The 19,343-nt window shown below is 50.4% G+C and carries 16 protein-coding genes; 8 read left to right on the top strand and 8 right to left on the bottom strand.

Annotation, left to right across the window (positions count from 1 at the left end; all coding sequences use genetic code 11):
• Positions 1-7: 7 nt before the first annotated feature.
• From kdsA to hemA, 6 genes are read right to left on the bottom strand one after another with little or no spacing between them, the layout of a single operon-like run.
• Positions 8-862 carry a 3-deoxy-8-phosphooctulonate synthase gene (gene kdsA, locus QUE74_RS08090; protein ID WP_000811065.1) on the bottom strand — a complete coding sequence of 285 codons (855 nt, stop codon included), beginning with the start codon at positions 860-862 and terminating at the stop codon, positions 8-10.
• A 35-nt stretch (positions 863-897) separates the two neighbouring features.
• Complete coding sequence (gene sirB1, locus QUE74_RS08085) at positions 898-1,707, bottom strand: invasion regulator SirB1 (RefSeq protein WP_001257059.1); 810 nt, start codon at positions 1,705-1,707, stop codon at positions 898-900.
• A 3-nt stretch (positions 1,708-1,710) separates the two neighbouring features.
• Positions 1,711-2,103 carry an invasion regulator SirB2 gene (gene sirB2, locus QUE74_RS08080; RefSeq protein ID WP_000200378.1) on the bottom strand — a complete coding sequence of 131 codons (393 nt, stop codon included), beginning with the start codon at positions 2,101-2,103 and terminating at the stop codon, positions 1,711-1,713.
• A complete protein-coding gene (prmC, locus tag QUE74_RS08075; RefSeq protein WP_000456452.1) occupies positions 2,100-2,933 on the bottom strand; it encodes a peptide chain release factor N(5)-glutamine methyltransferase in 834 nt (277 codons plus the stop codon). The genes sirB2 and prmC overlap by 4 nt, the downstream gene beginning before the upstream one ends.
• Positions 2,933-4,015 (bottom strand): peptide chain release factor 1, encoded by a 1,083-nt coding sequence (gene prfA, locus QUE74_RS08070; RefSeq protein WP_000804741.1) that lies wholly within the window; start codon positions 4,013-4,015, stop codon positions 2,933-2,935. Before prfA ends, prmC begins: the two co-directional genes overlap by 1 nt.
• 41 nt (positions 4,016-4,056) lie before the next feature.
• Positions 4,057-5,313, bottom strand: a complete 1,257-nt coding sequence (gene hemA, locus QUE74_RS08065) for a glutamyl-tRNA reductase (protein WP_001355242.1) — start codon at positions 5,311-5,313, stop codon at positions 4,057-4,059.
• A gap of 213 nt (positions 5,314-5,526) precedes the next feature.
• Between hemA and lolB the strand changes: the two genes are divergently transcribed.
• The 4 genes from lolB (at position 5,527) to dauA (ending at position 9,903) form a co-directional block, all read left to right on the top strand.
• Positions 5,527-6,150: a lipoprotein insertase outer membrane protein LolB gene (gene lolB / locus QUE74_RS08060; RefSeq protein ID WP_001130693.1), complete on the top strand. Its 624-nt coding sequence runs from the start codon at positions 5,527-5,529 to the stop codon at positions 6,148-6,150.
• A complete protein-coding gene (gene ispE, locus QUE74_RS08055) occupies positions 6,150-7,001 on the top strand; it encodes a 4-(cytidine 5'-diphospho)-2-C-methyl-D-erythritol kinase (protein WP_001260356.1) in 852 nt (283 codons plus the stop codon). Before lolB ends, ispE begins: the two co-directional genes overlap by 1 nt.
• A 150-nt stretch (positions 7,002-7,151) precedes the next feature.
• Positions 7,152-8,099, top strand: coding sequence for a ribose-phosphate diphosphokinase (prs, locus tag QUE74_RS08050; RefSeq protein WP_001298109.1), 948 nt, complete (start codon positions 7,152-7,154; stop codon positions 8,097-8,099).
• Between the two features lie 124 nt (positions 8,100-8,223).
• Positions 8,224-9,903, top strand: coding sequence for a C4-dicarboxylic acid transporter DauA (dauA, locus tag QUE74_RS08045; protein WP_001033360.1), 1,680 nt, complete (start codon positions 8,224-8,226; stop codon positions 9,901-9,903).
• A gap of 54 nt (positions 9,904-9,957) precedes the next feature.
• On the opposite strand, the gene ychH is transcribed toward dauA, so the two are convergent.
• Positions 9,958-10,236, bottom strand: a complete 279-nt coding sequence (gene ychH / locus QUE74_RS08040; RefSeq protein WP_000823885.1) for a stress-induced protein YchH — start codon at positions 10,234-10,236, stop codon at positions 9,958-9,960.
• A gap of 277 nt (positions 10,237-10,513) precedes the next feature.
• Between ychH and pth the strand changes: the two genes are divergently transcribed.
• From pth to QUE74_RS08025, 3 genes are all read left to right on the top strand, one after another.
• Complete coding sequence (gene pth, locus QUE74_RS08035) at positions 10,514-11,098, top strand: aminoacyl-tRNA hydrolase (protein WP_000152937.1); 585 nt, start codon at positions 10,514-10,516, stop codon at positions 11,096-11,098.
• 116 nt (positions 11,099-11,214) lie between these two features.
• On the top strand, positions 11,215-12,306 hold the full coding sequence (gene ychF, locus QUE74_RS08030) for a redox-regulated ATPase YchF (protein ID WP_000505866.1): 1,092 nt from the start codon (positions 11,215-11,217) through the stop codon (positions 12,304-12,306).
• 845 nt (positions 12,307-13,151) lie between these two features.
• Positions 13,152-16,019: an autotransporter outer membrane beta-barrel domain-containing protein gene (locus tag QUE74_RS08025; RefSeq protein WP_001353264.1), complete on the top strand. Its 2,868-nt coding sequence runs from the start codon at positions 13,152-13,154 to the stop codon at positions 16,017-16,019.
• 99 nt (positions 16,020-16,118) lie between these two features.
• On the opposite strand, the gene dhaR is transcribed toward QUE74_RS08025, so the two are convergent.
• Positions 16,119-18,038, bottom strand: coding sequence for a dihydroxyacetone kinase operon transcriptional regulator DhaR (gene dhaR / locus QUE74_RS08020; protein ID WP_001355241.1), 1,920 nt, complete (start codon positions 18,036-18,038; stop codon positions 16,119-16,121).
• A gap of 227 nt (positions 18,039-18,265) precedes the next feature.
• On the opposite strand from dhaR, the gene dhaK reads away from it, so the two are divergent.
• The gene (gene dhaK / locus QUE74_RS08015) at positions 18,266-19,336 is read left to right on the top strand and encodes a dihydroxyacetone kinase subunit DhaK (protein WP_000733741.1); all 1,071 of its coding nucleotides are present in this window, start codon (positions 18,266-18,268) and stop codon (positions 19,334-19,336) included.
• Positions 19,337-19,343: the final 7 nt, after the last annotated feature.

Below are 19,343 nucleotides of genomic sequence, written 5' to 3'. Positions count from 1 at the left end.
AAAAAGATTACTTGCTGGTATCCAGTTCTTCGAAACCTTTCACCAGGTCATCAATCGCTTTCATCTGCTTGAGGAACGGTTCCAGTTTAGCCAGCGGCAGCGCGGATGGACCATCACATTTCGCATGTTCCGGATCCGGATGCGCTTCAATAAACAGCCCCGCCAGACCTACCGCCATACCGGCACGTGCCAGCTCAGCCACCTGAGCACGACGACCGCCGGAAGCTGCGCCAAACGGATCGCGGCATTGCAGTGCGTGGGTCACGTCGAAAATCACCGGTGAATTACCAGACACTTTCTTCATGATGCTGAAGCCCAGCATATCAACAACCAGGTTGTCATAGCCGAAGTTAGCACCGCGATCGCAAAGAATCACTTTTTCGTTGCCGCCTTCTTTGAATTTATCAACGATATTACCCATTTGGCCTGGGCTGACAAACTGCGGTTTCTTGACGTTAATTACCGCACCGGTTTTCGCCATGGCTTCAACCAGGTCAGTCTGGCGAGCAAGAAACGCCGGCAACTGAATCACATCCACAACATCAGCAACGGGCTGAGCCTGGCTTGGTTCGTGAACGTCGGTGATAATTTTCACGCCAAAAGTCTGCTTCAACTCCTGGAAGATTTTCATCCCTTCTTCCAGGCCCGGTCCACGATAAGAGTGGATGGAGGAGCGGTTGGCTTTGTCAAAAGAGGCTTTGAACACGTAAGGTATACCCAGTTTCTGGGTCACGGTTACGTAGTGCTCGCAAATGCGCATCGCCAGATCGCGAGATTCCAGCACGTTCATACCGCCAAACAGCACGAACGGCAGATCATTTGCTACGTTGATGTCGCCAATGCTAACCACTTTTTGTTTCATAGGATCGCCTTAATCTTGAGTAAAATGTCGATTAATTAATGCAGCACAATATGTTTATGCGCGATGTTATTTATTTGCGCACGGAGCATTTCGCTGATCGGGTCTTCCGGACACTGTTCAACGAAATAACTTAAATCGTTCAACGCAACGTGTTCGCAATCCAGTTGCGCATAAATCAACCCGCGATCGCGAATTTCATAGGGATCTTCCGGGTTGAATTGTAATAATGCTTCGCTGGTACGTAGCGCCAGCTCCATCTGATTTTCTTCCATCAACGAAGCTTTGAGTGTATCCAGCAATTTGCGGATTACCTCAATGTTATCAGCTTCATCAAGGTCTTCATAAAACAGTTCCGCCGACGGGCTGATATTTCCCTTTAACCATACGTCCAGCATATGTTCGCTTAACGATTCACCGTTAAAAGGATTAATCAGCCAAATTTCGCCATCCGGACATTCAATGCGCAGTATCAGCTGCGTAGGGAAAATCACCGGCAGCAGCGGCAAATCGAGACGATTCGCGACCCATAATAAAACGGCACCTAATGATACGGCACTGCCCTGTCGATTCTTTAACACCTGGTCCAGCCATAATGCATCGGAAAGACGATAAACGCCGCGTGAGGCTTTAAATCCCCAGTCGCCGTAAAACAGCGCGATCAGTTTTTCCAGCTGCTCTTCTAAAGGCAGAAGCTGGCTGATTTCTTCCTTCGCCAGAGTAACGAGACGCTCCAGTTCGTCGTAAACATCTTGCGAGGGAAAATCGCGGCGGATTGCTTCGCAAGCCAGGATCATGCCTTCGCACAATGGCGCTTTATTAAATTCGAAATCAGCTAACGATCTCATGACTTACCCCAGTAACGGTACTTTTGTGGTGGCGAGTTTAATGATGATGTACAGCACCACCAACGCCAGCGGGAAGGCAATAATGCGCGCCTGCTGACTGTGCATACGACGATAATCGAGTGCAATAAAACCCAAAACGATATAAATGATAACTCCAAACAGCTTTTCAGTCAGCCACTGTGCCTGCCCGGAAAATGGCAGGATGTGCGCTTTAGCCATCAACGCAATGCCGCTTAACAATAACACCGTATCGACAACCGGCGGCACAATGCGCGTCCAACGAGCAAATGCCTGTGGATGCTTCTGATAACGTAGCCAGAAACGTAAGGTTAATAGCCCTACAGAAAGCGCAATGCTAATGAGATGAACGCTAAGCAGTGTAGAAAAACTTGTCATTGATAATAGCGGCCGAGCGTTACGCGCTCGTTATCACCATAGTCCCGACAGGTTTCGACGTCATGATATCCCGCGTGGATAAATACCTGTCGCACCGCTTCGCCCTGCTGCCAGCCATGTTCCAGAAGCAGAAAGCCGCCGGATACCAGCGCGTTACGCGACTGTTCGATGATATGCACGATGTCTGCCATTCCACTGTCTGCCGCAACCAGCGCAGTGAGCGGCTCAAAGCGGACATCGCCTTGTTGAAGATGTGGGTCCTGCTCGTCAATATACGGCGGATTACTGACAATCATCGCAAACTGCTGCCCGGCTAGCGCGCTAAACCAGTTGCTTTGCAGAATATGGATATTTTTGATCGCCAGATTCTGGGCATTACGTTGCGCCAGGGCGATAGCATCAGGCATACGATCTACAGCGGTAATTTCGCAGTCCGGGCGCTCGCTAGCCAGCGCCAGCGCAATCGCCCCGGTACCCGTCCCGAGATCGAGAATACGGCAAGGTTGTTCAGGCAACCGCGCCAGTGCCTGCTCCACCAGACACTCCGTATCCGGGCGCGGAATTAAGGTCGCTGGCGAAACAAATAACGGCAGCGACCAGAATTCTCGCACCCCGGTTAAATGAGCAATAGGTTCACCATCGCGACGACGCGTCAGTAGCGCATCAAGTTGCTGACATTGTTCGTCAGTCAGCTGCGTTTCACCAAAGGCGAGAATAAAAGTACGCCCTTTGCCGGTAACATGCTCCAGCAGGATTTCAGCATCACGCCGCGGGCTTTCGCTCGCCTGAAGTTGGCTTATTGCTTCACGTAACCAGTGTTGATATTCCATTATTCCTGCTCGGACAACGCCGCCAGTTGATCGGCCTGATGTTCCTGGATAATCGGTTCAATCAGCATATCCAGCTTACCTTCCATCACTTCATCCAGACGGTAGAGCGTCAGGTTGATGCGGTGATCAGTAACGCGCCCCTGCGGGAAATTGTAAGTACGGTTACGGTCGCTGCGATCGCCACTCCCCAGCAGGTTACGACGGGTAGACGCTTCGGCCTGTTGCCGTTTTGCCATTTCTGCAGCGTGGATGCGAGCACCAAGTACAGAAAGTGCTTTAGCTTTGTTTTTATGTTGTGAACGTTCGTCCTGACATTCAACAACAATCCCGGTCGGCAAGTGAGTAATACGAATTGCCGAATCGGTGGTGTTAACGTGCTGACCACCCGCCCCTGACGAGCGGAAAGTATCAATGCGCAAATCTGCTGGGTTGATGTCCGGGAGTTCTGCGTCAGGCAGTTCTGGCATTACCGCAACGGTACAAGCAGAAGTATGAATTCGACCCTGCGATTCCGTAGCAGGCACACGCTGCACGCGATGACCGCCAGATTCGAATTTCAAACGACCATATACACCATCACCGCTAATTTTGGCGATGATCTCTTTATAGCCACCATGTTCACCCTCGCTGGCGCTCATGATTTCTACACGCCAGCGGCGGGCTTCGGCGTAACGGCTGTACATACGGAACAGATCGCCAGCGAAGAGCGCCGCTTCGTCGCCGCCGGTTCCGGCACGGACTTCGAGGAAGGCGTTACGTTCGTCATCAGGATCTTTTGGTAGTAACAGAACCTGTAATTGCTGTTCCAGTTGCTCGCTTTTTTCTTTAGCTTCGCGCAGTTCATCCTGCGCCATCTCACGCATTTCAGGATCGTCGAGCATCATCTGTGCGGTTTCGATATCTTCCTGAACCTGTTGCCAGTCGGTAAAACAGCGCGAAACATCACTTAACTGCGCATATTCGCGTGATAATGCGCGAAAACGTTCCTGGTCGGCGATAGTTTGCGCCTCACCCAGCAATGCCTGAACTTCTTCATGGCGTTCATGCAGGGCTTCCAGTTTGGCAACGATAGAAGGCTTCATAGGCGTAAATGCACCCTGTAAAAAAAGAAAATGATGTACTGCTACTCCAGCCCGAGGCTGTCGCGCAGAATATTCAGGCGTTCGTTATCCCCGTCACGGGCGGCCTGTTGAAGTGATTTCGTTGGCACATGGATCAGGCGGTTAGTCAGTTTCCATGCCAGATCCTGCATAATGGCTTGAGCGTCGCCGCCCTGCTCAAGGGCCGCTAACGCTTTGGCGGTTAACTCATCGCGAACTTGCTCTGCCTGGCTGCGATACTCGCGAATGGTTTCGCTGGCGCTTTGTGCACGCAGCCACGCCATAAATTCGCTGGTTTCCTGGGCGACGATAGTCTCCGCCTCAACTGCGGCAGCTTTACGTTGCGCCAGGTTGTGCGAAATAATGCTTTGTAGATCGTCAACACTATAAAGGTAAGCATTCGCCAGTTTGCCAACTTCCGGCTCAACATCGCGCGGAACGGCAATATCTACCAACAGCATCGGTTGGTTGCGACGGCTTTTTAATGCGCGCTCCACCATGCCTTTTCCGATAATCGGTAACGGGCTGGCGGTGGAACTGATGATGATATCGGCTTCGCGCAGACGTTCGTCAATATCGCTCAAGGCAATCACTTCTGCGCCGACTTCATCTGCCAGAATTTGGGCGCGTTCGCGAGTACGGTTGGCGATAATCATCTTCTGTACTTTGTGTTCACGTAGATGACGCGCCACCAGCTCGATGGTTTCGCCCGCACCCACCAGCAGTACCGTCACCGTAGAGAGCGATTCAAAGATCTGACGCGCCAGCGTACAAGCCGCAAAAGCGACAGACACAGCGCTGGCACCGATATCGGTTTCAGTACGAACGCGTTTTGCGACAGAGAAAGATTTCTGGAACATGCGTTCCAGTTCGCTGGCCTTCATATGGCCTTTTTGCGAATCGGCAAACGCCTTTTTAACCTGACCGAGGATCTGCGGTTCCCCCAGAACCAGTGAATCCAGGCCGCTGGCAACACGCATTAAATGGCTAACTGCATCGTTATCCTGATGCCAGTAGAGGCTTTTACGCAGATCGTCTTCATTGAGATTATGGTAATCGCAAAGCCAACGAATTAACGCCTCTTGCAGGTTATCCTGCTCTTCAACGCTAAGATAAAGTTCTGTGCGGTTACACGTCGACAGTACCACGCCGCCCTGCACCATCGGCTGCGCAAGCAGGCTGTCAAGCGCCTGATCGAGCTTATCCGGCGAAAACGATACACGTTCTCGCAGCGATACAGGAGCCGTTTTATGGTTGATACCGAGTGCTAAAAGGGTCATGTCTGCGGGAAATAATACCAACGTTGATAGGGTTAGTCTGCTCGCATCATACAGGATGCGCGAGATCAATAAAAGAGAGTGCCCCCTTTTGGAGTAATTGCCGAAAGCCGTTAGATTCTGGCAATTAAGACAACTTGAACATAGACGATAGCGGACGGTAACGCTAGCATTAAGGGTTATAACTGCAACGTATCTCAAGGACTTGTCATCATTATGCCCCTGCCCGATTTTCGTCTTATCCGTCTGCTACCACTGGCTGCTCTCGTGCTTACTGCCTGTTCCGTTACCACGCCGAAAGGTCCTGGCAAAAGCCCGGATTCGCCACAATGGCGTCAGCATCAGCAAGACGTGCGTAATCTTAATCAGTATCAGACTCGCGGTGCATTCGCTTATATTTCTGATCAACAAAAAGTCTACGCCCGCTTTTTCTGGCAACAAACCGGCCAGGATCGCTATCGTCTGCTACTGACTAACCCATTGGGCAGCACCGAACTGGAGCTGAATGCTCAGCCGGGTAACGTGCAGTTAGTCGACAATAAAGGGCAGCGTTACACCGCCGATGACGCCGAAGAAATGATTGGCAAATTGACCGGAATGCCGATTCCGCTCAACAGTTTGCGTCAGTGGATTTTAGGTTTACCGGGTGATGCAACCGACTACAAACTGGACGATCAATATCGCCTCAGCGAAATCACCTACAGCCAAAACGGCAAAAACTGGAAAGTTGTTTACGGTGGTTATGACACAAAAACTCAACCTGCGATGCCATCCAATATGGAACTCACCGACGGTGGTCAACGCATCAAGTTAAAAATGGATAACTGGATAGTGAAATAATGCGGACACAGTGGCCCTCTCCAGCAAAACTTAATCTGTTTTTATACATTACCGGTCAGCGTTCGGACGGTTACCACACGCTGCAAACGCTGTTTCAGTTTCTTGATTACGGCGACACCATCAGCATTGAGCTTCGTGACGATGGGGATATTCGTCTGTTAACCCCCGTTGAAGGCGTGGAACATGAAGATAACCTGATCGTTCGCGCAGCACGGTTGCTGATGAAAACAGCAGCCGCCAGCGGGCGTCTTCCTACGGGAAGCGGTGCAGAAATCAGTATTGACAAGCGTTTGCCGATGGGCGGCGGTCTAGGTGGTGGTTCATCCAATGCCGCGACGGTGCTGGTGGCATTAAACCATCTCTGGCAATGCGGGCTAAGCATTGATGAACTGGCGGAAATGGGGCTGACGCTGGGCGCAGATGTTCCTGTCTTTGTTCGGGGGCATGCCGCGTTTGCCGAAGGCGTTGGTGAAATACTAACGCCGGTGGATCCGCCAGAGAAGTGGTACTTGGTGGCGCACCCTGGTGTAAGTATTCCGACACCGGTGATTTTTAAAGATCCTGAACTCCCGCGCAATACGCCAAAAAGGTCAATAGAAACGTTGCTAAAATGTGAATTCAGCAATGATTGCGAGGTTATCGCAAGAAAACGTTTTCGCGAGGTTGATGCGGTGCTTTCCTGGCTGTTAGAATACGCCCCGTCGCGCCTGACTGGGACAGGGGCCTGTGTCTTTGCTGAATTTGATACAGAGTCTGAAGCCCGCCAGGTGCTAGAGCAAGCCCCGGAATGGCTCAATGGCTTTGTGGCGAAAGGCGTTAATCTTTCCCCATTGCACAGAGCCATGCTTTAAGCCGGGCAAGCTGAGTTTCGGTGACAACGTCACCTTGTTCCAGACGTTGCATCGCGCTCTTTAATACACCGCCTGGAAAGAATCATGCCTGGCCCGCACAGTTTTCGGCAGATTCTTTCCACCAATGGACGCATGCCTGAGGTTCTTCTCGTGCCTGATATGAAGCTTTTTGCTGGTAACGCCACCCCGGAACTAGCACAACGTATTGCCAACCGCCTGTACACTTCACTCGGCGACGCCGCTGTAGGTCGCTTTAGCGACGGCGAAGTCAGCGTACAAATTAACGAAAATGTACGCGGTGGTGATATTTTCATCATCCAGTCCACTTGTGCCCCTACTAACGACAACCTGATGGAATTAGTCGTTATGGTTGATGCCCTGCGTCGTGCTTCCGCAGGTCGTATCACCGCTGTTATCCCCTACTTTGGCTATGCGCGCCAGGACCGTCGCGTCCGTTCCGCTCGTGTACCAATCACTGCGAAAGTGGTTGCAGACTTCCTCTCCAGCGTCGGTGTTGACCGTGTGCTGACAGTGGATCTGCACGCTGAACAGATTCAGGGTTTCTTCGACGTTCCGGTTGATAACGTATTTGGTAGCCCGATCCTGCTGGAAGACATGCTGCAGCTGAATCTGGATAACCCAATTGTGGTTTCTCCGGACATCGGCGGCGTTGTGCGTGCCCGCGCTATCGCTAAGCTGCTGAACGATACCGATATGGCAATCATCGACAAACGTCGTCCGCGTGCGAACGTTTCCCAGGTGATGCATATCATCGGTGACGTTGCAGGTCGTGACTGCGTACTGGTCGATGATATGATCGACACTGGCGGTACGCTGTGTAAAGCTGCTGAAGCTCTGAAAGAACGTGGTGCTAAACGTGTATTTGCGTACGCGACTCACCCGATCTTCTCTGGCAACGCGGCGAACAACCTGCGTAACTCTGTAATTGATGAAGTCGTTGTCTGCGATACCATTCCGCTGAGCGATGAAATCAAATCACTGCCGAACGTGCGTACTCTGACCCTGTCAGGTATGCTGGCCGAAGCGATTCGTCGTATCAGCAACGAAGAATCGATCTCTGCCATGTTCGAACACTAATCGAACCCGGCTCAAAGACCCGCTGCGGCGGGTTTTTTTGTCTGTAATATCCATTTGTATGACCTATGCCTCCTTCACCTGCCATTTAGTTGACAGATGATGCGCTCACGGATGAAACATTATTGTGAACAAAATATTTTCCTCACATGTGATGCCTTTCCGCGCTCTGATCGACGCTTGCTGGAAAGAAAAATATACTGCCGCACGGTTTACCCGTGACCTGATTGCCGGGATAACCGTCGGGATTATTGCTATCCCGCTGGCGATGGCGTTGGCTATTGGTAGTGGTGTGGCACCCCAGTACGGTTTATATACCGCAGCTGTTGCGGGGATTGTCATTGCTCTGACGGGGGGGTCACGCTTTAGCGTTTCCGGTCCGACTGCGGCATTTGTGGTAATTCTCTATCCCGTTTCGCAACAGTTTGGACTGGCAGGACTGCTGGTCGCGACCTTGCTGTCGGGGATCTTTTTGATTCTGATGGGGCTGGCACGCTTTGGTCGCCTGATTGAGTATATTCCGGTTTCCGTCACCTTAGGTTTCACCTCGGGTATCGGGATCACCATCGGTACCATGCAGATTAAAGATTTTCTCGGTCTGCAAATGGCCCATGTCCCGGAACATTATCTACAAAAAGTCGGCGCATTATTTATGGCGCTGCCGACCATTAATGTGGGTGATGCTGCCATTGGCATTGTGACGCTTGGCATTCTGGTTTTCTGGCCGCGTCTGGGCATTCGTTTGCCTGGTCACCTTCCGGCCTTACTCGCTGGTTGCGCGGTGATGGGGGTTGTTAACCTGCTCGGCGGACATGTTGCTACCATCGGTTCGCAATTCCACTACGTTCTGGCCGATGGTTCTCAGGGTAACGGTATTCCGCAATTGCTGCCACAACTGGTGCTGCCATGGGATCTACCTGATTCAGAATTCACGCTAACCTGGGATTCTATTCGCACACTGCTGCCTGCGGCATTCTCAATGGCAATGCTCGGCGCAATCGAATCTCTGCTCTGCGCCGTGGTACTGGATGGTATGACCGGAACGAAACACAAAGCGAACAGCGAACTGGTTGGACAGGGACTGGGGAATATCATCGCCCCGTTCTTTGGTGGTATTACCGCTACAGCTGCCATCGCGCGTTCTGCCGCTAACGTCCGTGCCGGGGCAACTTCCCCTATCTCGGCGGTGATCCACTCTATTCTGGTTATTCTTGCCCTGCTGGTACTGGCACCGCTGCTCTCCTGGCTGCCGCTTTCCGCCATGGCGGCCCTGCTGTTGATGGTAGCGTGGAACATGAGTGAAGCGCACAAAGTGGTCGACTTGCTGCGTCATGCGCCGAAAGATGACATCATCGTCATGCTACTGTGTATGTCATTGACTGTGCTGTTTGATATGGTTATTGCCATCAGTGTGGGGATCGTGTTGGCATCGCTGCTGTTTATGCGTCGTATCGCGCGTATGACTCGCCTGGCACCAGTAGTCGTAGACGTTCCAGACGATGTCCTGGTTCTGCGCGTTATTGGCCCGCTGTTCTTTGCTGCGGCTGAAGGCCTGTTCACGGACCTCGAGTCACGCCTCGAAGGCAAGCGGATTGTCATTCTGAAGTGGGATGCCGTTCCGGTGCTTGATGCTGGTGGCCTTGATGCATTCCAGCGTTTTGTGAAGCGTCTGCCCGAAGGATGTGAACTCCGCGTGTGTAACGTGGAATTCCAGCCGCTGCGCACTATGGCTCGCGCAGGGATTCAACCGATCCCGGGACGCCTGGCGTTCTTCCCGAATCGTCGCGCGGCGATGGCGGATTTATAAGTACGAAATTGACCAGTCAGCGCAAACTGACTGGTCAGCAAACGGCATTATTTGTTAGCTATGACGGCGATTATCGCTACGGCGGCAACGTTTGTCATAGTGGCGAACCCACCAGTAACGGTCGCACACCTGTTCATGCCCGCCAACACGGGCACCCGCCAGCCAGAGAATGGCACCGACGAAAATACTTAGCACTGCACCATGTGCGAAATACTGGGGCATATTAAACTGTGGTAACTGGTTGAGGATTGAATACCCCACGCCGACCACCATTACCACCAGACCCAACCCCATGAGCACGTTACCGAGTAACGAAGCGTTTTTGCGTTTCATATGTCACCTCCGGAACTTTCTGGGTTGTAACAGGGAATACCCCTCTTCCTTATGTGTAAAGTATAGACAACACCCTGTGGGTTATGTGCGGGCGTGATCACAATTACAACCCTTATTTCAACAAAACTTTACAAATAAACGCCTGAACACCTTGACTTTCTAATAGTCCACTTAGGCAATTATTGCGTTATCTGCATTTGATACGCAGTTTTTTGTCAAGCGGGGCCGCAACCAGTAAACTACGCGCCAGTTATGTACACACTCAGGACAAAAAAACGTGACGATTAAATTGATTGTCGGCCTGGCGAACCCCGGCGCTGAATACGCCGCAACGCGACATAATGCTGGTGCCTGGTTCGTTGACTTACTGGCAGAGCGTTTGCGTGCTCCGCTGCGCGAAGAGGCTAAATTCTTTGGTTATACTTCGCGAGTCACCCTTGGAGGCGAAGATGTCCGCCTGTTAGTCCCGACTACATTTATGAATCTCAGCGGCAAAGCCGTTGCGGCGATGGCCAGTTTTTTCCGCATTAATCCGGACGAAATTCTGGTTGCCCACGACGAACTGGATCTGCCACCTGGCGTCGCCAAATTTAAGTTGGGCGGTGGCCATGGTGGTCACAATGGACTGAAAGACATCATCAGTAAATTGGGTAATAACCCTAACTTTCACCGTTTACGCATCGGAATCGGTCATCCAGGCGATAAAAATAAAGTTGTCGGTTTTGTGTTAGGCAAACCGCCTGTTAGTGAACAGAAGTTAATTGATGAAGCCATCGACGAAGCGGCACGTTGTACTGAAATGTGGTTTACAGAGGGCTTGACCAAAGCAACGAACCGATTGCACGCCTTTAAAGCGCAATAAGTCGTTGTCTGCGGCATTTTTGCCGAGTGCCGTGTATAATAGGCAAAGTTATTTCCATTTCTGCAATCTGTTAGCAATAACAGGTTGATTATTAAGATATTAAGGTGATTTAAATCATGGGATTCAAATGCGGTATCGTCGGTTTGCCCAACGTCGGGAAATCTACCCTGTTCAACGCGCTGACCAAAGCCGGTATTGAAGCGGCCAACTTTCCATTCTGCACCATCGAGCCGAACACAGGCGTCGTACCAATGCCTGACCCTCGCCTGGATCAACTGGCTGAAATCGTAAAACCGCAGCGTACGCTTCCCACGACCATGGAATTTGTCGATATCGCCGGTCTGGTAAAAGGCGCATCGAAAGGCGAAGGTCTGGGTAACCAGTTCCTGACCAACATCCGTGAAACCGAAGCGATCGGTCACGTTGTTCGCTGCTTTGAAAACGACAACATCATTCACGTTTCCGGCAAAGTTAACCCGGCGGATGATATTGAAGTTATCAACACAGAACTGGCGCTGGCAGACCTCGACACCTGCGAACGTGCGATTCATCGCGTACAGAAGAAAGCCAAAGGCGGCGATAAAGACGCGAAAGCCGAGCTGGCGGTACTGGAAAAATGCCTGCCACAGCTGGAAAACGCAGGTATGCTGCGCGCGCTGGATTTAAGCGCTGAAGAGAAAGCGGCTATTCGTTACCTGAGCTTCCTGACGCTGAAACCAACAATGTACATCGCCAACGTCAACGAAGACGGTTTTGAAAACAACCCGTATCTTGACCAGGTGCGTGAAATCGCGGCGAAAGAAGGTTCTGTTGTGGTTCCGGTTTGTGCTGCTGTTGAAGCAGACATTGCCGAACTGGACGACGAAGAACGTGACGAGTTTATGCAGGAGCTTGGGCTGGAAGAGCCGGGCCTAAACCGCGTGATCCGTGCCGGTTATAAGCTGCTGAACCTGCAAACTTACTTCACCGCTGGGGTGAAAGAAGTGCGTGCATGGACCATTCCGGTTGGTGCAACCGCGCCGCAGGCCGCTGGCAAAATCCATACTGATTTTGAAAAAGGCTTTATCCGTGCACAAACTATTTCGTTCGAAGATTTCATCACTTACAAAGGTGAACAAGGCGCGAAAGAAGCGGGCAAAATGCGTGCAGAAGGTAAAGATTACATCGTTAAAGATGGCGATGTAATGAACTTCCTGTTCAATGTCTAATTAATTTGTTGTCTCATGAGGTTTCGCTAAATCTCATGAAGAGCGCAAAAGTATATAAAATCCACGCAATTGCGTGGATTTTTTCATTTCACCGAGTCCTAACCATTCTTATAACATCCTACACTTTTGTGCTTATTGCCTATAGTGAACCACGAGAATAATTAAAGACATAAGTGTTCAGATGAGGGATATCTCATTAGCAATGAGATCACGTAAGTTTGTGTTCCACTGCACATCAGACACCTTTTACAGCTGATCAATATTGATCACGTTCCAATATGCTGGCGAGAAAAGGACTTGCCTGAAGAGCAATATCCAGCAGATAAAGCCCCCGAATAACGTGATTACGTGCGATCCTGGCAAGATGAAAATGATAACCAGTATCACGATAATAACGATATGCCAGAAAATCCATTGATCAAAAATGAATATCGATGTTTTTTGCTTTTTCTTATTAGTAATGCAAAAATGGCTCATATTGTTTTTGTTATGCAGTTACATCAAGCGAAAATCCCATAACTAATTAGGATTATTACCAAAAATATTCACCAAATTATTTAACCGCTGTTTGTTGTAATGTTTTTGTCATATTCATAGTAACGAATTGGAATAAGTAACGACAACTTAGGGAATAACTCGATCTAAACTCACCTTTGTAAAGGGGATGTTAAATATATATTAATTCCTGTGTTCCTGATTTTGCCCGGTAATAGAGAATTATTCTCAGAGCAGCTCATCATGATTGCACCATACAAATATCATGATGATAAGAGGATATTATTCATTGACTTAAACAAAATGACAAAATCCATAGACCCATAGCTTGGGTACTATATAGGAGTGGTATGGGCATCAAACAACACAATGGGAATACCAAAGCCGATCGTCTCGCTGAATTAAAAATCCGTTCGCCCTCCATTCAACTGATAAAATATGGCGCTATTGGTTTGAATGCAATTATCTTTTCCCCCCTGCTGATAGCTGCTGATTTAGGAAGTCAAAATGGCACCAATATTACTATTAATGATGGTGACAGAATTACAGGAGATACCGCCGATCCATCAGGAAACCTCTATGGTGTAATGACCCCAGCAGGAAACACGCCTGGCAATATCAACCTGGGTGATGATGTCACCGTCAATGTCAACGACGCCTCTGGATATGCAAAGGGAATCATTATTCAGGGCAAGAACAGCTCTCTGACAGCTAACCGACTTACAGTAGATGTTGTTGGTCAAACCTCTGCCATCGGCATTAATTTAATTGGTGACTATACACATGCTGACTTAGGCACAGGCAGCACCATTAAGAGTAACGATGACGGCATCATTATTGGGCATAGCTCAACACTAACAGCCTCTCAATTCACCATTGAAAACTCGAACGGTATAGGCCTAACCATCAATGACTATGGCACCAGTGTCGATCTTGGAAGCGGTAGTAAAATCAAGACCGATGGAAGTACAGGTGTTTATATCGGTGGTCTCAACGGCAATAACGCCAACGGTGCTGCGCGTTTTACGGCGACAGACCTGACAATCGATGTTCAGGGCTACAGCGCCATGGGAATAAACGTACAGAAAAACTCTGTTGTCGATCTCGGAACAAACAGTACCATTAAAACCAATGGCGATAATGCACACGGCCTCTGGAGCTTTGGCCAGGTGAGCGCGAATGCACTCACTGTTGATGTAACTGGAGCCGCTGCCAATGGCGTCGAAGTTCGTGGTGGTACAACCACTATCGGTGCTGATAGCCATATTTCTTCCGCGCAGGGCGGTGGCCTCGTAACCAGTGGTTCAGACGCGACAATCAATTTTTCTGGCACGGCAGCGCAACGAAACAGCATCTTTTCCAGCGGTTCTTATGGTGCCTCAGCCCAGACGGCAACGGCTGTTATCAACATGCAAAATACCGATATTACGGTTGATCGTAATGGCAGTCTGGCGCTGGGTTTGTGGGCGCTCAGCGGCGGTAGAATAACCGGAGACAGTTTGGCTATCACCGGCGCGGCAGGAGCCAGGGGGATTTATGCCATGACCAACAGCCAGATCGATCTCACGAGCGATCTGGTCATTGATATGAGTACACCCGACCAGATGGCCATCGCAACGCAACATGACGATGGTTATGCCGCCAGCCGCATCAACGCCTCGGGTCGTATGCTTATCAACGGTAGCGTTCTTTCTAAAGGTGGGCTAATCAATCTGGATATGCACCCTGGGTCGGTTTGGACAGGTTCTTCCCTCAGCGATAATGTCAATGGCGGAAAACTGGACGTTGCAATGAATAACAGCGTCTGGAACGTAACAAGTAATTCTAATCTCGACACGCTGGCGCTGAGCCATTCAACTGTCGATTTTGCCAGCCACGCGTCAACTGCCGGCACATTTACCACATTAAACGTAGAGAACCTTAGCGGTAACAGTACCTTTATTATGCGTGCTGATGTTGTTGGCGAGGGTAATGGCGTTAATAATAAAGGAGATTTATTGAATATCTGCGGGAGTAGTGCTGGTAATCACGTATTGGCTATCCGTAACCAGGGCAGCGAGGCCACAACGGGAAATGAAGTTCTGACAGTGGTAAAAACCACTGACGGCGCGGCCTCGTTCAGCGCGTCTTCTCAGGTTGAGTTGGGGGGATATCTGTATGATGTGCGTAAAAATGGCACTAACTGGGAGCTTTATGCTTCCGGGACAATTCCGGAGCCGACTCCTAATCCAGAGCCCACACCAGCTCCCGCTCAGCCCCCCATAGTCAACCCCGATCCTACGCCTGCCCCCGCTCCCACGCCTAAACCCACCACGACCGCAGATGCTGGCGGCAATTATCTCAATGTCGGTTACTTATTGAACTATGTTGAAAACCGTACGCTGATGCAACGGATGGGTGACCTGCGAAATCAGGGTAAAGACGGTAATATCTGGTTGCGCAGTTATGGGGGAAGCCTGGACTCCTTTGCCAGTGGCAAACTGAGCGGCTTTGACATGGGTTACAGCGGTATCCAGTTTGGTGGGGATAAACGTCTCTCTGATGAAATGCCGTTGTATGTCGGTCTGTATATTGGCTCAACACATGCATCGCCGGACTATAGCGGAGGCGACGGTACCGCACGTTCAGACTACATGGGAATGTACGCCAGTTACATGGCACACAACGGTTTTTACAGCGATCTCGTTGTAAAAGCATCGCACCAGAAAAATAGTTTCCACGTACTGGACAGTCAGAACAACGGCGTTAACGCCAACGGCACTGCGAATGGATTGAGCATCTCCCTGGAAGCCGGGCAGAGGTTCAACCTGACCCCTACTGGTTATGGGTTCTATATAGAGCCGCAAACCCAGCTCACATACAGCCACCAGAATGGGATGGCTATGAAGGCGAGTAATGGTCTCAATATACATCTGAATCACTACGAATCGCTGCTGGGGCGTGCCAGCATGATACTGGGATATGACATCACCGCAGGCAACAGCCAGCTGAATGTCTATGTGAAGACTGGCGCTATCCGCGAGTTTTCAGGGGATACCGAATATCTGTTGAACAACTCCCGGGAGAAGTACAGTTTCAAAGGTAATGGCTGGAATAACGGCGTGGGAGTCAGTGCACAGTATAACAAACAGCACACATTCTATCTCGAAGCGGATTACACGCAGGGTAACCTCTTTGATCAGAAGCAAGTCAACGGAGGATATCGCTTCAGCTTTTAAGTGCGGGATAGACAAGCCCTTAAACGATGCTGAAAATTTTTAGCGTGCGCCGGAATGAAATACAGATCACTCTGATGTATCAGAAATCGTCTCTGTCTTTCATACCCGGCGCTTAAACTGCCCTGCATCAATGCCATGTTGCTTCATTTTCCGCCACAGCGTAGTGCGGCCGATTCCAAGTAAAGCCGACATTTCCTGAATGCGACCGCCTGTGACCTGGGCTGCGTTAATAATTGCCTCTTTTTCAACTTCCGCAAATGACAGACTGGTGGAAAGGCGAGTGGCGCTGACATCATCTGTCGCCTGCTCGGTAAACAGATGTTCAGGTAAATCACTGACGCGAATGCGCCCGTTATCACTACTCAGAGCAAGATTCTCGATGACGCTGTAAAGTTCAAAATCGTTGCCTGGCCATGCACAAGAAACCAGGCGAGCGAGGGCATCGTCATCAATTTTCAGACGCGTAGAGAAGCGTTTTTCAAGACTGCGTAATTTGTTATTCACCAGCGCCGGAATGCTGCCACGCCGCATACGCAGAGGCGGGATGGTAATTTCAAATGCATGCAGCGCGTAATACAGCTGGCGACTAAAGCGATTTTGTTCCACCAGCATTGCCAGGTCCGCGGTCGTTGTGGCAATCACTTTGACATCAATTGGTATTAAACGCCGCGCATCCAGTCGCGTGATAACACCCTGCTTGATAACCTGAAGCAAAGCAGACTGTAACTCCACCGCCAGATATTCAATCTTTTCAAGAAACAGCGTGCCGCCGTGCGCCAGTTCCAGTCGACTCAGACGACCATTTTCATTGTCCGTGCGATCGCCGCCAATAAATTCTTCCGCCAGCGCCGCATCACCATATAACTCACAATTGACGGCGATATAAGGCCCCGCTGCACGCTCACTTTCATTATGAATTGCCTGACTTAGCAGTGCCTTGCCCACGCCCTCTTCTCCACAAAGCAGGACAGGAAAGCTACTGCGCGCCGCCTGGCGACCAAAATGAATCAAGCGGCGGGTTTGCGGATCGTCCTGTGGCATATGAGCGAAAGTATGGCTGACTTTTCCTAATTGACTGGTCATTAACTGCCGCATCTGTTCCACAGGATGGAGCAACAAAATAAAGCTGGTTCCCTGCGTTTCTATTATCGGTTTAAGGGTTATCACCGCATCAATAAACTGGTGCTGACTTTCAAAGGTTGCTTCTACGTGTTTGAGCGGATGTGCCTGTTTTATTGCTTGTTGCAATACGGCGGGTAACGTTAAGAGTTCAGTGATCGCCCTTCCCTGACTTGCCGTCGCGTCAAGGCGCAAGGCCCGCGCCGCCTGGGCATTGATAAATTGCAAATTACCCTGCTCGTCCCAGCTAATCACGCCATCATCCATACTTTCTAACAGGGCATTAAGTTGATTTAAATGACGGTTAGTTTCAGCGAGCAAACTGTCCGTCAGCAGTAAATTTCCGACCTCGCGTGCGATTGCCAACGTCAACGGCAAATCAGCTGCGGTAGTTTGCTCAACCGGACACGCCAGCGCTATTGTTCCCGTCAATCGGCCCTTGCTGTCAAACAACGGTGTTGCACAAAAGGCCCAGTTCCAGAGTGCCTGTTTGAAATGTTGATCGGCCATCGTTTTCACGGCCTGACCAGAGATAGCCGCTAACGATAGCGCACAGGTACCAATAATTCCCTCTGCGCAATACGTGCCGTCATTGAATCCCAGGACACTAAGCTGGTGCAGCGTTTGTGGATCACCAAAACGACTAAGGATGCAGGCGGTTTCATCAAGGATGAACAGTCCGCACGCCCGCGATTCCATATATTCCCAGGCATCTTCCAGCGCAGCCTGCCCGAGCGTCAGCATCGCTTTCTTACGCCGATAGATAGTAGCAAATGTCACGCCCTGGGCCTGGTGCGGTACGCTCCATGTCTCCCGTTTCATCAGTTTATTGCATCGCTCCCAGGAGGCTGCAATTAAGGGAGATATGCCCCGTTCATCGTTGTTAAAAGCGCCACTCATATCCCGCATCCTTTGTGACAAAAGGTGTTCCGGCTCGCAATTTTTAGTATTAAAACGCGTAAAAGTTTCAATATGGAACATTCATTAAAACATATGTTTCACCATGAAACATAATTTGGGCTAATTTTCTTTTCCCTTACCTGATGCACAATGGATTTATCGGCAGTCAGTGGTCGCCGTGTCGTTGAACATCATCCATGCCCTACCGTAATTGCTGGAGCAAGATAATGAAAAAATTGATCAATGATGTGCAAGACGTTCTGGACGAACAACTGGCGGGTCTGGCGAAAGCACATTCATCGCTGACACTGCATCAGGATCCGGTGTATGTCACCCGAGCTGATGCCCCCGTTGCAGGAAAAGTCGCCCTGCTGTCGGGCGGCGGCAGCGGACACGAACCGATGCACTGCGGTTATATCGGTCAGGGGATGCTTTCGGGGGCCTGTCCGGGCGAAATATTCACCTCACCGACGCCCGATAAAATTTTTGAATGCGCCATGCAAGTTGATGGCGGCGAAGGTGTACTGCTGATTATCAAAAATTACACCGGCGATATTCTTAACTTTGAAACAGCAACAGAATTACTGCACGATAGCGGCGTAAAAGTGACCACCGTGGTCATTGATGACGACGTTGCAGTAAAAGACAGTCTTTATACCGCTGGGCGGCGCGGCGTTGCCAACACCGTATTAATCGAAAAACTCGTAGGCGCAGCGGCAGAACGTGGCGACTCGCTGGAGGCTTGTGCACAACTGGGGCGTAAGTTGAACAATCAGGGCCATTCTATTGGTATCGCCCTCAATGCCTGTACCGTTCCTGCCGCGGGAAAACCTTCTTTTACGCTGGCAGATAATGAGATGGAGTTTGGCGTCGGCATTCATGGTGAGCCGGGTATTGACCGCCGCCCCTTCTCCTCCCTTGACCAAACCGTCGATGAAATGTTCGACACCCTGCTGGAAAATGGCACATACCACCGCACGCTCCGCTTCTGGGATTATCGACAAGGTAGCTGGCAGGAAGAGACGCAAACTAAACAACCGCTTCAGTCTGGCGATCGAGTAATTGCACTCGTCAACAATCTTGGTGCAACTCCGCTTTCTGAACTGTATGGCGTCTATAACCGCCTGGCCACGCGTTGCCAGCAAGCGGGCTTGACTATCGAGCGCAATTTAATCGGCGCGTATTGTACCTCACTGGACATGACCGGTTTTTCCATCACCTTACTGAAAGTTGATGACGAAACGCTGGCGTTATGGGACGCCCCGGTCCACACCCCGGCGCTTAACTGGGGTAAATAAGGAGATA

It is taken from the genome of Escherichia sp. 10290 (assembly GCF_030295155.1).
In the GTDB taxonomy this organism is placed as follows: domain Bacteria; phylum Pseudomonadota; class Gammaproteobacteria; order Enterobacterales; family Enterobacteriaceae; genus Escherichia; species Escherichia coli_F.
Note: the sequence above shows the minus strand (reverse complement) of the source record. Positions and strands in the feature narration are given on the sequence as shown.

Bases quoted from the DNA above. Each gene is read 5' to 3' on its own strand.
- ispE (WP_001260356.1), top strand. From the start codon at position 6,150: ATGCGGACACAGTGGCCCTCTCCAGCAAAACTTAATCTGTTTTTATAC.
- sirB2 (WP_000200378.1), bottom strand. From the start codon at position 2,103: ATGACAAGTTTTTCTACACTGCTTAGCGTTCATCTCATTAGCATTGCG.
- kdsA (WP_000811065.1), bottom strand. From the start codon at position 862: ATGAAACAAAAAGTGGTTAGCATTGGCGACATCAACGTAGCAAATGAT.
- ychH (WP_000823885.1), bottom strand. From the start codon at position 10,236: ATGAAACGCAAAAACGCTTCGTTACTCGGTAACGTGCTCATGGGGTTG.
- dhaR (WP_001355241.1), bottom strand. From the start codon at position 18,038: ATGAGTGGCGCTTTTAACAACGATGAACGGGGCATATCTCCCTTAATT.
- sirB1 (WP_001257059.1), bottom strand. From the start codon at position 1,707: ATGAGATCGTTAGCTGATTTCGAATTTAATAAAGCGCCATTGTGCGAA.
- prfA (WP_000804741.1), bottom strand. From the start codon at position 4,015: ATGAAGCCTTCTATCGTTGCCAAACTGGAAGCCCTGCATGAACGCCAT.
- dhaK (WP_000733741.1), top strand. From the start codon at position 18,266: ATGAAAAAATTGATCAATGATGTGCAAGACGTTCTGGACGAACAACTG.
- prmC (WP_000456452.1), bottom strand. From the start codon at position 2,933: ATGGAATATCAACACTGGTTACGTGAAGCAATAAGCCAACTTCAGGCG.
- lolB (WP_001130693.1), top strand. From the start codon at position 5,527: ATGCCCCTGCCCGATTTTCGTCTTATCCGTCTGCTACCACTGGCTGCT.
- QUE74_RS08025 (WP_001353264.1), top strand. From the start codon at position 13,152: ATGGGCATCAAACAACACAATGGGAATACCAAAGCCGATCGTCTCGCT.
- ychF (WP_000505866.1), top strand. From the start codon at position 11,215: ATGGGATTCAAATGCGGTATCGTCGGTTTGCCCAACGTCGGGAAATCT.
- hemA (WP_001355242.1), bottom strand. From the start codon at position 5,313: ATGACCCTTTTAGCACTCGGTATCAACCATAAAACGGCTCCTGTATCG.